Raw genomic sequence first — 13,896 nt, 5'->3', positions numbered from 1 at the left:
TGATCCGACTGGTATGTTTTCGTCCATGGGTTGTGAAAACAATTATCACGGGCGGTTGGTAAAAGGTATTATGTGCCGGCATTAACAACATATTGGTTAAGGGAGGCAAAACCGGTGAACATGGAAAGCGGCCTGGCAAGGCCCCGTTACGATTTCAGGAATACAGCCCTGGCCTACCTGGAAGTGACCAAGCCCCGCTCCGTTCTTTTGCTGGTTTTCACCGCCCTGGCCACCATGGTCGTGGCAGCGTCCTTTGATGGCCCGGTGCCGGCATCCCGGTTCCTGGTGGCCATGGCGGCAGTCACCCTGGCCTGCGCCGGGGCCAACACCATCAGCTGTTATGTGGACCGGGACCTGGACGCCACCATGGACCGGACCAAAAAACGCCCCATTCCGGAGGGCAGAATTTGTCCGCCGGAAAGGGCGCTGTACTGGGGACTTCTGTTGTTTCTGGCCTCCATCGTCCTGGGCTGGATGCTCAACCCCATTGCCTTCGTCTGCCTCTGGGGGGGGTTGCTCGGTTACGTGGGCATATACAGCCTGTGGCTGAAGCGCCGCAGTTCCTGGAACATCATCCTGGGCGGTTTTTCCGGCGGCCTGCCGGCCCTTTTTGGCTGGGCGGCGGCCACCGGACGGGTGTCACTGCTGCCGGTGCTCATTGCCGCCCTGGTAGTCCTGTGGATTCCCAACCACATCTGGAGCCTGGCCATTTTCTACAGCGATGACTACGCCAGGGTAAAAGTACCCATGCTCCCGGTGGTTTGTGAGATCAGGAGGGCTTTGCACTGCCTTTTGTCCACGGTCATCCTGATGGTCCTCTTCTCCCTGTGGATATACCTGGCCGGCCCCTGGGGGAACACCTACCTGTTTACGGCGGTGCTCACCGGCCTGGCGGCCCTGATCTTAAGCGCATACGTTTACCTGCGCCCCACCCGGGAAAACGCCTGGCTTCTGTTCAAGTTCTCCAGTCCCTACCTGTTCCTGCTTTTCCTGGGTATGATGGTGGATGTGTGGCTGAGGTGAAAGGGCGAACAATGAAAATTATAGATGTAATCCCTGTTGTCCAAAGCATCAACCCGGAGGATCTGGCCGGCCGCACGGCGGTGGTTTTTGATGTGCTGAGGGCCACCAGCACCATGGCTACTGCCCTGACCAACGGCTGCCGGGCGGTAGTGCCCGTGGTGGAAGTAGAGGAAGCCCGGCAGGCAGCGGCCATGCTGGAAAATAAAGGCATACCAGTCCTGCTGGCGGGGGAAAGGGGGGGACGGAAGGTCGACGGCTTTCCCCACGGCAATTCCCCCCTGGAATTCCCTCCCGAGGTGGCGGCAGGCAAAACCCTGGTGCTCACCACCAGCAACGGCACCCGGGCGCTGGCGGCGGCCGCCCGGGGAGCCCGCACCGTACTGGCGGGCAGCCTTTTGAACGCCCGGGCCGTGGCCGGGGAGTTGCTGCGCCTGGGACAGGACATCACCCTGATCTGCGCCGGCAGCGAAGGCCGCTTTTCCCTGGAGGACACCCTGGCGGCGGGGATGGTAGTGCTGGAACTTGTGGAACTAATATCCGGCAACAGGCCGGAAGAGGGGTCATTAAAACTTCTTCCCCTGGACCTGTCCGATCTGACCGTAACTGCCCTGCACCTGGCCCGGGCCTACCGCGACAACCCCCGCGCCGCCTTCGACCACTCCCGGCACGGGCGCAGGCTGGCCGCCATGGGCCTGGCGGACGACCTGGACTGGTGCGCCCGGCTCAACGTCTTCCCGGTGGTACCGGTGGTGAAACCGGGGGAAGGGGACTTGCTGTCTGTTATCACAAACAGGGATGAAAATAATACCGGCCGGATAACCCAGAAGGGGTCTGACCCCCCGTCGTAAATCCCCACCGGGCTCCGCCAGTTGCCTTGCTTTACGCCAGCGTACCCGGGCTTATGCAAAATTCCCCTTGCATCCGGCGGTCGAATATGATAAAATAAGTGGTGCAGCGGGGGGATATCCCTCGGGAAAAAAGAAAACGGGCGCGTAGCTCAGCGGGAGAGCGCTTGACTCACATTCAAGAGGTCGCTGGTTCGAAACCAGCCGTGCCCACCAGGAAAGACAAGGGCTCCGGGAAATCGGAGCCCGCTAAAATATAGCGGTTTACTAAAACAGTACTAAAACGGGGAAAAGTTTTAGCCGCCAGGGGGGGTCCTGACGGCTGCCGTTTTTATGATAATACAGGCTGATGATAGCCGGGCACTCGCCCGTTTTTTTTGTGAATGGAAACCGCTGGTTTCGGGATGGGCGGCGGTGGCGGAATAACCTGCCGGAGGCCCGATTCAGCATTCCCACTTAATTAGCTTCTCTTACCATTTTGACTGGTTAACACGCCTTCGACGTTAGGCAAAGGATAATCCGCCGGGCTTAATGCGCCCGGCTTAATTTTAGAAAGGAATGGTAAGAAGTGCCAAATTTACAAGAATCGTTTTTTTCGCTACCCGGCGACATCAAGGATACACTGGTTATTATTACGGCTCCCCCGAAAAAGACATGAAGTAAGGTAGTATAAAAATGGTTGCCCGGCCAATATTTGGTCTATCGGTTGGAGTATTATTTTCGACGATGGGCAGAATAACTTAACCGAAAAAAACAGTAAAGATAATTTACTCAAAAAGGTCCTGATGGTATTATGGAATTTATCCCGAACAGGGTAATGATTGAAAGGGAAGCGTTAGGTTATCCGCTCGGGCGTTCGCTGTATGATTATTTTAAATCACAGCCCGTGGAGCTTGCTATAATCGGCTCTCATAACAGGGTTGGCGGTATACCGGGTAAGACCCCACAGGAAAAATACCGGGAAGCTAAAAAAACTCTTGTTTTGGGGGTCAGGAAAAACCTGACATTTCAAACCTGTAAGCCTTCAGCCCATTTTCAATTACCTTTAACAACAAGCTGTCCGGGCAAATGTGAGTATTGTTATCTAATCAGCAGCCTGCCGGAAAAACCCTATATCAGAGCATATGTAAATATAGATGAGATTCTTGACCGGGCCGGCAATTACATTGACCAAAGAAAACCTGAAGTAACCATATTCGAAGGTTCGGCAACCTCTGATCCAATTCCGGTAGAAAGATATACCGGCGCGCTGGCCAGGGCCATTACGTTTTTTGCCGGACAAAAATACGGCCGTTTCCGTTTTGTCACCAAGTTTACCGACGTTGATTCACTGCTCGGTATCAGCCATAACGATCATACTGTTTGCCGGTTCAGCCTGAACACGCCGGCGGTAATTAAAAAATTTGAACACGGAACTCCCTCTCTGGAAGAACGGTTGGAAGCGGCTCAAAAGATGGCCGCGGCCAATTATCCTCTTGGTTTCATGATCGCCCCGGTCATCGTCTATGAAGGTTGGCAGGATGATTACATAAAACTGCTGGAGTTCGTTAAAGCCAGATGCAACAATATTGAAAAACTTTCTTTCGAATTCGTTACGCACCGTTTTACTGAACGGGCCAGGAAGAAAATAGCAGAGATTTTCCCCGCCACCACCCTGCCAATGGGGAACGAGGACAGAAAATTTAAATTTGGCCAGTTTGGATATGGTAAATACGTCTATACAGACGATTTAATGGGGAAAATAAAAAGTATCTTATCGGCAAAAGTAATGGAACTTTTTCCCGCATCACATATCGAGTATATTGTATAAAACCTTCACAGACACCAAACTGTTTTGCCCAAGTTTTCCCTTATCCTGCCCACAACAAAAAGAATCGCTCATATTGCTGGCCTGTTATCCCGGCAATCTGCCGGGTACCGTGACCACCATATAGAGGACTGCTATATAGCGGCCACAGCCATAGCCTGCAGATTACCGCTATACACCAGAAATCCGGACGACCTTAAGTACGTCCTGCACCCGGATTTGGAAATAGTGGTTCCGTACCAGCACCAGGCCAGCGCAACATCATAGACAAAATTACCGGAACAGCCTGCGGGCTGTTTTTTTGTTGAGAAGGTTTTCAGAAAATTTCCTTTCCATGTGTTGCAATCATTTCCACCTGGTGATATAATTACATTTAACAATAGTATTAGGAGTGGTTGCGATGCGCATGGTAAACGTAACAGATGTAAGAGTTAACATCCGTGAAATTCTTTCTGAAATAGCCAAAACGAAGGAACCGGTGGTAATCTTGCAACGCTCCAGGCCCGCCGCTTACCTGGTTGATCCGGAAACCTTCGAGAAAATGCAGCGGCCCGATGAAACTGATTTGCTCACAAAAGGCAGGAAGGACAGCCTGGACAGGATACTGCAACTGAGGGCCAAGGTGACAAAAAAGGCGCAAAGCGATTCCACCCCGTTAATACGCGAGATGCGGGAAGGACTGGGCCGCCATGAGTAACTATATCTGTCTGGATACTTCCGTGCTGGTCAAGTTTCTTACCGGGGAGGAAGGCAGCGATAAAGCCACTGCTCTGCTGCAAAGGGTAATCCGCGACAGGCAACTCATTGTCCTGCCCGCGTTCGCCTGGGCGGAAGTGGGAAGCGTTTTACGAAAAAAGCGCAGGCGGGGCGAGTTGGCCGTACAGGAAGCAGACGACCTGTGGCTGGAGTTCCGGCAATTCCCAGGAGTGGAGTACCTGGGTGACGATGTGATCATGGACCGGGCGTGGAAGATCAGCCGCTACTTTGACCTGCCCACCATGTACGATGCTGCTTTTATGGCTGTAGCTGAGGTGGTTGCGGAAAGAACAGGGGAAGAATGCGAGTATTGGACGGCGGATGAAAAGCTGGTTAACATATTGGGTGGTAAAAGAAAATATGTGAAGCTGTTGGGAACTTGACCCTGGTTTTCGGCGTCTAAAATAATGGGGTAGTTCATAATGTTCAGGTTCTACTTATTCGTCGTTTTCCTGGCGCTGCCTGTGATTTCAAAAGGGATTTTAGAGTATTTGTAGAATAAAGTACCTGGAGCTTATGAGCAGAAGGTGATTTTTTTAATGATGTTGCAGACACAGTTAAAACAAATGTTCCCCCGGGGGGGGGGGGGGTAAATAACCTTATAACTAGCATAAACTTGCAGGTAAACCACGCATTACTACCAAAGCCATCCTTCCCCATCCGGTTCTGTCTTTCTATTCATTCCCACCTGCGTTCCCCTCCATAAATCCTTCATAAAATATTTTCCCCGTTCAGTTTAACCCTGTATGAACAGTAACATCTCTGGCTCATGGTGGAGCTTTTTTCTGTAGCGGGTCTACTTAGCGGGCCTGCTGCACGACATAGGCAAGCCGGGCATTGATAGCACCATATTGTTAAAGCCGGGCAAACTTGCCGCTGCGGAGTGGGAAGAAGTTAAGTTGATGCGCCATATTTCCGGTATCCGCCTACCCCGGGGCAGGGTCACTGTTTCCATCGGCATGGCCACCTATCCCCAAAGCACCCGGGATATAAGCGTCCTGGTTCAGTTTACCGACAGCGCCCTGTATCAGGCCAAAAAGGAGGGCCGTAACCGGCTGCAAACGGCTGCGGACGATATGGAGCCACTCCTCGGCCGTTAAGTACAGTTGAGGACTAATGAAAGGGAGTGAATGTATGAGTTTACCACTGCTTAAGAAAAAAGGAACTCGTTCGTCTATGGAACCCTCTTTCGATACAGTGAAAGATACAGTGATAGAAAAAATCCCACCGGCTCCCGGGGAGGAAACCGGTACCGGAGGACCAGCTCAGGCAGAAAGGGATTTCCTGGCAAATGCTCTGGAACTGGCACCCTTTATCAAGAATTTGTTGGGTGAGGAAGTGGGAGTATATGTTTCTGACCTGGAACGGTATATATACTGCGCTCCCGGCAGTGTATCCCTCTCTTTAAGACCGGGTGATTACATAAAAGAAGGCAGCGTGACGGATCTGGCCCTGCGCAATGGCCAAAGGGCCGTTATCAGGGTGGAAAAGGAAGTGTACGGAATTCCTTACATCGGTACGGCCTGTCCCATTAACGCACCCGATTCGGGAAAGATAATCGGCGCACTTGGCATGACCGCTCCCATTACACGCCAGGAGCAGTTAATGGCAGCGGCAGATAATATGGAAAATCAGATTAGTACCATGTCCATGGCCATTAACAACCTCTCAGCTACAGCAGAAGAACTGGCGGCCACCATGGAGAACTTGAATAGCGGGGCACAGAATATCAGGGATGAAATTAAAAAAACCGATGACATAGTAAACCTGATCCAGGAGGTTGCCGAACAGACCCATATGCTGGGATTGAATGCAGCCATAGAAGCGGCCCGGGCAGGTGAGGCCGGTCGGGGATTTAACGTGGTGGCCGGTGAAATTCGCAAGATGTCCCAGGATACCCAGCGTTCGGTAAAAGAAATCATGCAGACACTGCAGGAAATGCAGCGGTCCATAATGGAGCTGACCCATTCCATTGAGCAGATGTCGGCGGCAACCCAGCAGCAGGCGGCTTCGGCGCAGGAAATCAGCGCTGCAGTTAATGAACTGGGAGCAGTGGCAGCGGATCTAAAAAGACAAGCCGATGAGCTTTTATCTTAAGGGGCAAGTGGCCGTGAGCATAGTACGGACCACTTACCCCGGCGGTTCGAACCCGTACCGCCACCGGCTTAACGGTAAACCAGCCGCTGAAATTCCGGGGCATTGCGTACGTTGTTGAAATCGGCTTCGGTTCTGGCATGTTCCCTGGTGGAAGGGTCTATGTCTATGGCCTTCTGCAAATTCTCCACGCAAGCACCGACGTTTTTCAGGCGGCCGTAGATGCTGGCCTTGCCGTAATAGGACCAGGGGTTCCGCGGGTTGATGGCCAGAGCCCGGTCATAACAGTCCAGGGCCTGGTCGTATTTCCCGGCCAGTTCCAGGGCCAGGGCTTTGTTAAAGTAGGCCCCGTCGCAATCGGGCTTCAGGGCAATGGCCCTGTCCAGCAACTGCACCGCTCCGCGGTAATCGCCCTTGAAGGCCAGGGCCGCCCCCTTGTAGCTCAGGGCCGGGTAGCAGTTGGGATCAAGCTGCAGCGCCCGGTCGAAATAGCCGACAGCCTCGTCGAAACGGCGGCTGTTATAGGCCTGCAGGCCCTGCTCAAAAATTTCCATGGCCTTTGACCCGGCTTCCGTCATGGCAGGCTCCCGGGGCGGTTCCGGCGCCTGCTCCGCCCGGGGCGTATTTTTCGATCCGGCAGCCGGTGCGAAAGGGGAAGATCCGCCCGTCCTCCAGTGGCCGTACAGCCAGATGGAAGCGCCAGCGGCCAGAAAAAGCAGCAAAAAGATCGGCATTCGTTTCAAAGGATCACTTCCCCGCCGAAGGGTTTACATAGTATACACATAAGGGAACAAATGACCGCCCGGGCAACCGGTCATTTGGAATTAAACCGCCACGATTGGCTTGTGACAGGCCATGTACCTGCAGAGGCGTGAGAATAGTCCCCGCCCGTCGGGTTTAGCCGCCCCGAGGGCAGCTCCAGTGATATTACTTCAACCCGGCGCAAAAAAATCCTCCACCCGTCCATCAGCCGTCAAAAAGAAATGAGATCCGGCGGACTCCTTTCCGAAAAAGGGAGCCTGTCCCCTTTTTCCCCCCGGGGGGTTTAGCAAACTTTTAACAATAAACCGGAAGGAACTTTTCCAGGAAGGGCGAATTCTGGTTACATCGACAAAACGGATCCATATTCCCCCTCCCCATGACCCATTAACGCCCTTGCAGAAAGGAGCCCGTCCCATGAAACGGCACAACCGCAAGACCGAATACGGCAGCATGGAACGCTGGCTGATCACCTATGCCGACATGATCACCCTGCTGCTCATATTTTTCATCGTCATGTATTCTTTAAGCCAGATTGATATCAAGAAATTCCGCTATCTGGCCGAATCATTAAATAAGGCCATGGGTGGCGGGGGAGTGATTCTGGAAAACATGGGACCGTCGGTGGTCCCGGGCATCAGCGGCACCCAGCAGGAAGTGCCCCGGGAGGACATTGCCGACCAGAGGGAAATGGAAAACATCCGCCAGGAACTGCTGCGGCAGATCCAGCAGGAGGGGCTGGCGGCCAGGGTAACGGCCACCAATGAAGAAAGGGGTATTGTGGTCAGCTTCCAGGAGGAGGTTCTTTTCAAGCGGGGTTCGGCCGAGCTCACCGGGGGAGCGCGGCAGGCCATCACCAGCATCGCGCCGGTCCTGCTGAAAACCCCCAACTACATACGCATTGAGGGGCATACCTGTGATCTGCCCATTCATACGCCCCAGTATCCTTCCAACTGGGAACTGTCCACGGCCCGGGCCCTGACGGTGGTGCGGGAACTGATCAACCAGGCCCACTTCCCGCCCCAGCGCCTGTCGGCAGTGGGGTATGGGGAGTACCGCCCCCGGGTGCCCAACGACTCGGAGGAGCACCGCCAGTTGAACCGTCGGGTGGACGTGGTAATCCTGCGCAGCAAATATACCGGCGCCGAGCCGGGGTCCACGCCGGGGGCCGTGCCGGTAAATACACCGGGGACCACGCCGGCGCCCGCCCCGCAGCCATAAAAACTGTGACGGGAAAGGGATGACCATGGATTTAACGGCCCTTATCGGTTTTATCGGTGCCGTGGTGGCACTGGTAGGAGGCTTTGTGCTGGAAGGCGGTCATGCCACCGCCCTCCTCCAGCCCACCGCGGCTCTGATCGTTTTTGGGGGCACCATTTTTGCCACCATTTTCAGCTTTTCCTTCAGCGATTTAAAACAGGTACCACGGCTCTTCCGGGTGGGGTTTGCCCGCACCGTGCCCGAGCCCACGGAGACCATCGAACTCATTGTCGGCCTGGCCGACGAAGCCCGGCGGGAAGGCCTTTTGTACCTGGAAAACCGCCTGAACGAAGTGAACGACGAGTTTTTGCGCAAAGGCATCCAGCTGGTGGTGGACGGCACCGACCCGGAACTGGTGCGCAGCATCCTGGAAGCGGAGCTCTACTCCCTGGAGGAGCGCCACCAGGTGGGGGCGGGCATTTTTGCAGCCGCCGGCGGCTACGCCCCCACCATGGGCATTATCGGCACGGTGATGGGCCTGGTGCATGTGCTGAGCTCCATCAGTTCTCCGGAAACCCTGGGGCCGGCCATCGGCATGGCCTTCATCGCCACCCTGTACGGCGTATCCAGCGCCAACATCTTCTGGCTGCCCCTGGCGGCCAAGCTGCAGAACCTGAGCAAAAAGGAAATGCTCAACCGCCAGATGATGCTGGAGGGCATCGTTTCCCTGCAGGCGGGGTACAACCCCATACTGATCCGGGAGCGCCTGACCGCCTTTTTGAAGCCCGAATCCCGCAAAGCCCGGGAAGAAGAGTTTGAAACCCGCGAGAGATTCGCGGAATAGCCTGCAGCGGCTCCGGGACATGCATTACTTTGCCAATTCATGGTGCCGGCTTCGCCTGATCAGTCTGGCACCTTTAATCTATCCCATATAATGAGAAAAAAGGCCTTTGCCCATAAGCTTCAACACCCTGCCGGTTTAGTTTTATGCCATCAAGAAAGGAGTGAGCCCGTTGGCCGACGGTCATGAGGGCGAACTGCAACTGGTTGTATTCCGCTTAAAAGAGCAGACATACGGTGTGGACATCGGCCATGTCATGGAAATCATCCGGGCGGCGGACATCACCGCCATCCCCGGCGCACCCTCCTTTGTGGAAGGGGTGATCAACCTGCGGGGCAGGGTAATCCCGGTCATCGACCTGGCCCGCCGCCTGGGCCTGGCCCCCACCGCCGTGGCCGACCACACCCGCATAGTGATCGTGGAAGTGGGGGGCGCCACCGCCGGGATGATGGTGGACGGCGTGTCGGAGGTACTGCGCCTGTCCCGGGAATCCATACAGCCGCCGCCGGCCATGGTGGCCGGGGTCAGCGCCGCCTACCTGCAGGGCATCGCCCTGGTGGGCGAGCGGTTGATCATCCTCCTGGATACCACCCGGGTCTTCCGCCGGGAAGAAAAGGAGGCACTGCAGGAACTGGCCGGTCAGCTGGAAAATAAGGCGGCTTCTTAAGGGGGGCCGGATGCCGGAAGGACCGGAAAACCCGGCGGCATGCCGGGATGGGGGCTGGATGCCGGGACCGGCCAAAAACCCGGCCGATTCCCCGGAATGGCACTTTGCCGGAACTGCCCGAGAAGCCGGCTGCCGGAACGTCCTGCAGGCCGGACCCGCCCGCAAAGGGTGCCGGCCGGCCCGGACAGACCGGACACAAAAACAACCGTACCGCGGCAGCGGCGGGCAACAGGAAGGTGATCACCATTGTTCACGGAAGAAGAGATTGCCGTCTTTATGGAAGAACTGGAAGAAAAGCTGCAGGTGATAAATGACAACGTCCTGCTCCTGGAACGGGACGGGGGCAGCCCCGAGGTCATCCAGGAGATTTTCCGGGCCGCCCACACCATCAAGGGCTCTTCGGCGGTTATGGGCTATGAAAAAATGTCCACCCTCACCCACGAGATCGAAAACCTTTTCGACCGCCTGCGGCAGGGTACCATGGCCGTCACCGAAACCCTGGTGGACACCCTTTTTGAAGCCCTGGATGCACTGAAACTGTTAAAAGAAGAGATCCTGGCCGGGACGGACGAGGTGGACATCGACCCGGTGATGGAAAAGCTGCGCCAGTGCCAGCAGGGCTGCCCCGCCCCCCTGGAGGGCGCTCCCGGAAAGGCAGCCGCGCCGGAAGCGGCAGCCGCCTCCGTTACCTTCCGGGAGGAGGGGGCACCCCCGGCGACCCCGCCCGGGGAAAACGCCGGCACCATCCGCGGCTCAACGCCGCCCACCGCCTCCGGCGGGATGCCGGCGTCCTTTGCTGCCGGGTCGCCGCTGGAGCCGGCATCCGGAGCCGCCTCCAGCGCCACTTCCGCTCCAGTGCCGCCCGCTCCGGGGGAACCGGCCGGGCAGGCCCCCTACCGGCTGCAGTTGACCCTGGAGGAAGCGGTGGAAGATGTGATCCGGGAGGCGGAGGTGCGGGGCTTTCAGGCCTACCAGGTGGACATCGGCATCGACCAGGGCTGCCAGATGAAGGGTGTCCGGGCCTTTCTCATATTTGAAACGCTGCAGCAGACCGGCGAGATTATCAAGAGCGTGCCTGCGGCGGAAGACCTGCAGGAAGGGCGCTACGGCCCCGGCTTCACCGTGGTTCTGATCACCAGGGAAGATGCGGGCCAGATCCATAACCTGGTTTTCTCCATTGCCGAGGTAAGCAGCGTGGAGGTGCACCCCATCAGGCTGCAGTTCCCGGAAAAGGTTCAGGCGCCGGGGGACCGGGTGGAACAGGCCGCCAGGAAAGAACAGCCGGCTAACGGGAAAAGCAGCGTAAAGACGGTGCGGGTGGACGTGCAGAAGCTGGACACGCTGATGAACCTGGTGGGGGAACTGGTCATCGATCGCACCCGCCTGGACCGCTTTGTGGAGGTCTTTGAAAGCAAGTACGGCTCCGACGATCTGGCGGAAAACATCGTGGAGATCTCCAACCACCTGGGCCAGGTGACCAACGACCTGCAGGAAGAAATCATGAAGGCGCGCATGCTGCCCGTGGCCCAGGTATTCAACCGCCTGCCCCGCATGGTGCGGGACCTGGCCCACAAGATGGGCAAGGAAATCGACTTTATCATCGAGGGCCGGGAGACGGAGCTGGACCGCAATGTCATCGAGGTCATCGGCGATCCCCTGATCCACCTTTTGCGCAACGCCGTGGACCACGGCATCGAGCCGCCGGAGGAAAGGGTGCGCCTGGGCAAGCCCCGGGCCGGCCGGGTGCTGTTGAAGGCCGCCTATGTGGAAAGTCACATTGTCATCACCTTAAAGGACGACGGCCGGGGCATGGACCCGGAAAGAATACGGCAGAAAGCCGTGGAAAAGGGACTGATGACCCGGGAGCAGGCCGCCCGGGCTTCCGAAAGGGAAATTCTGGACCTGATCTTCACCCCCGGCTTTTCCACCGCCGGCACGGTCAGCGACATCTCCGGCCGGGGCGTGGGCATGGACATCGTGCGCAACCAGATCGAGCAGATCAACGGTTCGGTGGAATTCAACACCGCCCCCGGAAAGGGCACCACCTTCACCATCAAGCTGCCCCTGACCCTGGCCATCATCCGGGCGCTGATGGTGGCCCTGGGGGACCATGTTTACGCCTTCCCCCTGACCAACGTGGTGGAAACCCTGTCCTTAAAGCCCGGGGAAATCCGCCGGGTGCGCCACGCCGAGGTAATTGTGGTGCGGGGGCACGTCCTGCCCCTGGTGCGGCTGGCCCACCTGTTCCAGGAGAAGAGCCGGGAGGAAGGCAAGCTGTCCGTGGTCATCCTGGGCTCCGGGGACAGGAAGGTGGGCGTGGTGGTGGACCGGCTCATCGGCGAGCAGGAAATTGTGATCAAATCCCTGGGCAGCTACCTGGGCCAGGTACCCGGCCTTTCGGGAGCCACCATCCTGGGCGACGGCCGGGTGGCCCTGATCGTGGACGCCCGGGGCATCGTCAAGGACGCCGGGGTGGAGGAGGTTATTTACGAGGTGCACCGGGCGGGGTAAACGGGTGCACCGGCCTGGTAAAAGCGGTTTTGCTCGCGGCAAAAATTCGCCGTGGGAGTTCTAAAAAACTAGAAGGACCTGTGCGCCTGAGTTATAAGGGTTTCTAAAGGGTTCCGGCCCTCATCCGCCACGGGCATGTCACCAATCACATTTTAAACCGGGGGGCAACAATGACACCGATACGCGTACTGCTGGTGGATGACTCGGCCCTCATCCGCCGCGTGATCACCCGCCTGCTGGAAAGCCGGGGAGAGTTCCAGATCATCGATACCGCCGTGGACGGCGAAGAGGCGGTGCGGAAAATCTGCGCCCTGAAGCCCGACGTGGTCTCCCTGGACCTGGAAATGCCCGTTCTGGACGGCCTGGGAGTGCTGCGGCGGGTGATGCGGCAGTGCCCCGTGCCGGTGGTCATGCTCAGTTCCCTCACCACCGCCGGGGCCCAGGCCACCATGCAGGCCCTCTCCCTGGGGGCGGTAGATTTCGTGGCCAAGCCCTCCCGCCCGGGCCAGCTGGACGCCATGGTCAACGAACTGGCGGAAAAGCTGCGCACGGCGGCCGGGGTGAACACGGGCCGGCTGCTGCGCACCCTGCTGCAGAAGGCCATGACCCACCGGCCGGCGGAGGAAAAGGGGGCGGCGGACCATGATGCAGCCGCCGGTCCGGCCGCTGTTTCCCCCGCTGCCCGGGAGGAAGAGAAACAACCTGTGTTCTCTTCACCCCCGGTGGCAACCGGACCCGCCTGGGCAAAGCAGGACGGCCGGGGCGCAGGTGCGGTTAAATCCGCCGGTCCCGTGGAAAAGGCCGTGCCTCATCAATCAGGCAGCCCTGCGGGAAAAACGGAGCCGCATCCTGCCGCCTCTGCACCCCAACCCGCCGGCAGTCCTGGGGGGGGAAAGGTCGGCCCGGCACCCGCTCTCTCCGAGATGAAACCGGATTATACCCCGGTCAGTGCACCCGCCGCCGGTCAACCGGCCGCCGGAGGGGTCACTGCACCCGCTGAATTAACTAAAGGTGACCGGGTCACGGAAGCGGTTGGATCCACCGCCGGCCCGGTGGATGAAAAAAATGGCCGGCCTTTCCCTGCCGGCCCGGATGCGGCCCCCACCTCTTTGGAGCCGACTCCGGCGGGCCCGGCCCCTTCCGCTACGGCAGCCGGTGAAAGGAAGAGCCGCCCCTTTTACGGGCGGCGCCCGGCACCCGGCGGTGGCGTCCCCGTGCCGGCCCGCCGCACCACAGCCGCCCGCTCCGGCAGTGCTCCGACAGCTGCCGCCCCCAGCACGGCAACCGCCGCCGGCCCCGGCAGCACCACGACGGCCGCCGCCGGTGACACTGCAGCCCCCGGACCCGCCAGTACCATGGCCAGTACCACGGCGGCTGCCGCCCGCCGCACCCC

Annotated in this window: 13 protein-coding genes and 1 tRNA gene; 13 read left to right on the top strand and 1 reads right to left on the bottom strand. The window is 58.0% G+C overall.

The genetic code is table 11. From position 1 onward, the window contains the following. Positions 1-120 precede the first annotated feature (120 nt). From GFC01_RS04790 to GFC01_RS19940, 8 genes are all read left to right on the top strand, one after another. On the top strand, positions 121-1,023 hold the full coding sequence (locus tag GFC01_RS04790; protein WP_152945567.1) for a heme o synthase: 903 nt from the start codon (positions 121-123) through the stop codon (positions 1,021-1,023). 11 nt (positions 1,024-1,034) lie between these two features. Further along, a complete protein-coding gene (locus GFC01_RS04785; protein WP_152945503.1) occupies positions 1,035-1,871 on the top strand; it encodes a 2-phosphosulfolactate phosphatase in 837 nt (278 codons plus the stop codon). A 138-nt stretch (positions 1,872-2,009) separates the two neighbouring features. After that, positions 2,010-2,084 (top strand) — tRNA-Val (locus GFC01_RS04780). Positions 2,085-2,661: 577 nt separating this feature from the next. Beyond that, positions 2,662-3,678 carry a spore photoproduct lyase gene (gene splB, locus GFC01_RS04775; protein WP_152945502.1) on the top strand — a complete coding sequence of 339 codons (1,017 nt, stop codon included), beginning with the start codon at positions 2,662-2,664 and terminating at the stop codon, positions 3,676-3,678. A 397-nt stretch (positions 3,679-4,075) separates the two neighbouring features. After that, entirely contained in the window at positions 4,076-4,372 is a 297-nt protein-coding gene (locus tag GFC01_RS04770) for a type II toxin-antitoxin system Phd/YefM family antitoxin (RefSeq protein WP_152945501.1), read from the top strand. Continuing rightward, positions 4,365-4,814 carry a type II toxin-antitoxin system VapC family toxin gene (locus GFC01_RS04765; protein WP_152945500.1) on the top strand — a complete coding sequence of 150 codons (450 nt, stop codon included), beginning with the start codon at positions 4,365-4,367 and terminating at the stop codon, positions 4,812-4,814. The genes GFC01_RS04770 and GFC01_RS04765 overlap by 8 nt, the downstream gene beginning before the upstream one ends. A 519-nt stretch (positions 4,815-5,333) precedes the next feature. Next, on the top strand, positions 5,334-5,531 hold the full coding sequence (locus GFC01_RS04760; RefSeq protein WP_152945499.1) for a diguanylate cyclase: 198 nt from the start codon (positions 5,334-5,336) through the stop codon (positions 5,529-5,531). A gap of 109 nt (positions 5,532-5,640) precedes the next feature. Next, the gene (locus GFC01_RS19940; protein ID WP_341473754.1) at positions 5,641-6,528 is read left to right on the top strand and encodes a methyl-accepting chemotaxis protein; all 888 of its coding nucleotides are present in this window, start codon (positions 5,641-5,643) and stop codon (positions 6,526-6,528) included. Positions 6,529-6,596: 68 nt separating this feature from the next. Here the strand turns inward: GFC01_RS19940 and GFC01_RS04750 are convergent, their stop codons facing one another. Continuing rightward, the gene (locus GFC01_RS04750) at positions 6,597-7,259 is read right to left on the bottom strand and encodes a tetratricopeptide repeat protein (protein ID WP_243137258.1); all 663 of its coding nucleotides are present in this window, start codon (positions 7,257-7,259) and stop codon (positions 6,597-6,599) included. A gap of 442 nt (positions 7,260-7,701) precedes the next feature. Between GFC01_RS04750 and GFC01_RS04745 the strand changes: the two genes are divergently transcribed. The 5 genes from GFC01_RS04745 to GFC01_RS19275 form a co-directional block, all read left to right on the top strand. Continuing rightward, positions 7,702-8,505: an OmpA/MotB family protein gene (locus GFC01_RS04745; protein ID WP_152945497.1), complete on the top strand. Its 804-nt coding sequence runs from the start codon at positions 7,702-7,704 to the stop codon at positions 8,503-8,505. A 25-nt stretch (positions 8,506-8,530) separates the two neighbouring features. Beyond that, positions 8,531-9,328: a flagellar motor protein gene (locus tag GFC01_RS04740; RefSeq protein WP_152945496.1), complete on the top strand. Its 798-nt coding sequence runs from the start codon at positions 8,531-8,533 to the stop codon at positions 9,326-9,328. A gap of 169 nt (positions 9,329-9,497) precedes the next feature. Next, on the top strand, positions 9,498-9,992 hold the full coding sequence (locus GFC01_RS04735) for a chemotaxis protein CheW (RefSeq protein ID WP_152945495.1): 495 nt from the start codon (positions 9,498-9,500) through the stop codon (positions 9,990-9,992). A gap of 246 nt (positions 9,993-10,238) precedes the next feature. Then, positions 10,239-12,503 carry a chemotaxis protein CheA gene (locus tag GFC01_RS04730; protein ID WP_152945494.1) on the top strand — a complete coding sequence of 755 codons (2,265 nt, stop codon included), beginning with the start codon at positions 10,239-10,241 and terminating at the stop codon, positions 12,501-12,503. 170 nt (positions 12,504-12,673) lie between these two features. Next, a partial coding sequence (locus GFC01_RS19275; protein ID WP_243137254.1) for a response regulator occupies positions 12,674-13,896 on the top strand: 1,223 nt, incomplete at its 3' end.

This window comes from Desulfofundulus thermobenzoicus, assembly GCF_009428905.1.
GTDB classification, from domain to species: Bacteria; Bacillota; Desulfotomaculia; order Desulfotomaculales; family Desulfovirgulaceae; genus Desulfofundulus_A; species Desulfofundulus_A thermobenzoicus.
This window is presented reverse-complemented; position numbering and strand designations above follow the sequence as displayed.

Coding starts and splice junctions, on each gene's coding strand:
- GFC01_RS04750 (WP_243137258.1), bottom strand. CDS start 7,259: ATGCCGATCTTTTTGCTGCTTTTTCTGGCCGCTGGCGCTTCCATCTGG.
- GFC01_RS04765 (WP_152945500.1), top strand. CDS start 4,365: ATGAGTAACTATATCTGTCTGGATACTTCCGTGCTGGTCAAGTTTCTT.
- GFC01_RS04745 (WP_152945497.1), top strand. CDS start 7,702: ATGAAACGGCACAACCGCAAGACCGAATACGGCAGCATGGAACGCTGG.
- splB (WP_152945502.1), top strand. CDS start 2,662: ATGGAATTTATCCCGAACAGGGTAATGATTGAAAGGGAAGCGTTAGGT.
- GFC01_RS04790 (WP_152945567.1), top strand. CDS start 121: ATGGAAAGCGGCCTGGCAAGGCCCCGTTACGATTTCAGGAATACAGCC.
- GFC01_RS04740 (WP_152945496.1), top strand. CDS start 8,531: ATGGATTTAACGGCCCTTATCGGTTTTATCGGTGCCGTGGTGGCACTG.
- GFC01_RS04785 (WP_152945503.1), top strand. CDS start 1,035: ATGAAAATTATAGATGTAATCCCTGTTGTCCAAAGCATCAACCCGGAG.
- GFC01_RS04760 (WP_152945499.1), top strand. CDS start 5,334: ATGCGCCATATTTCCGGTATCCGCCTACCCCGGGGCAGGGTCACTGTT.
- GFC01_RS04770 (WP_152945501.1), top strand. CDS start 4,076: ATGCGCATGGTAAACGTAACAGATGTAAGAGTTAACATCCGTGAAATT.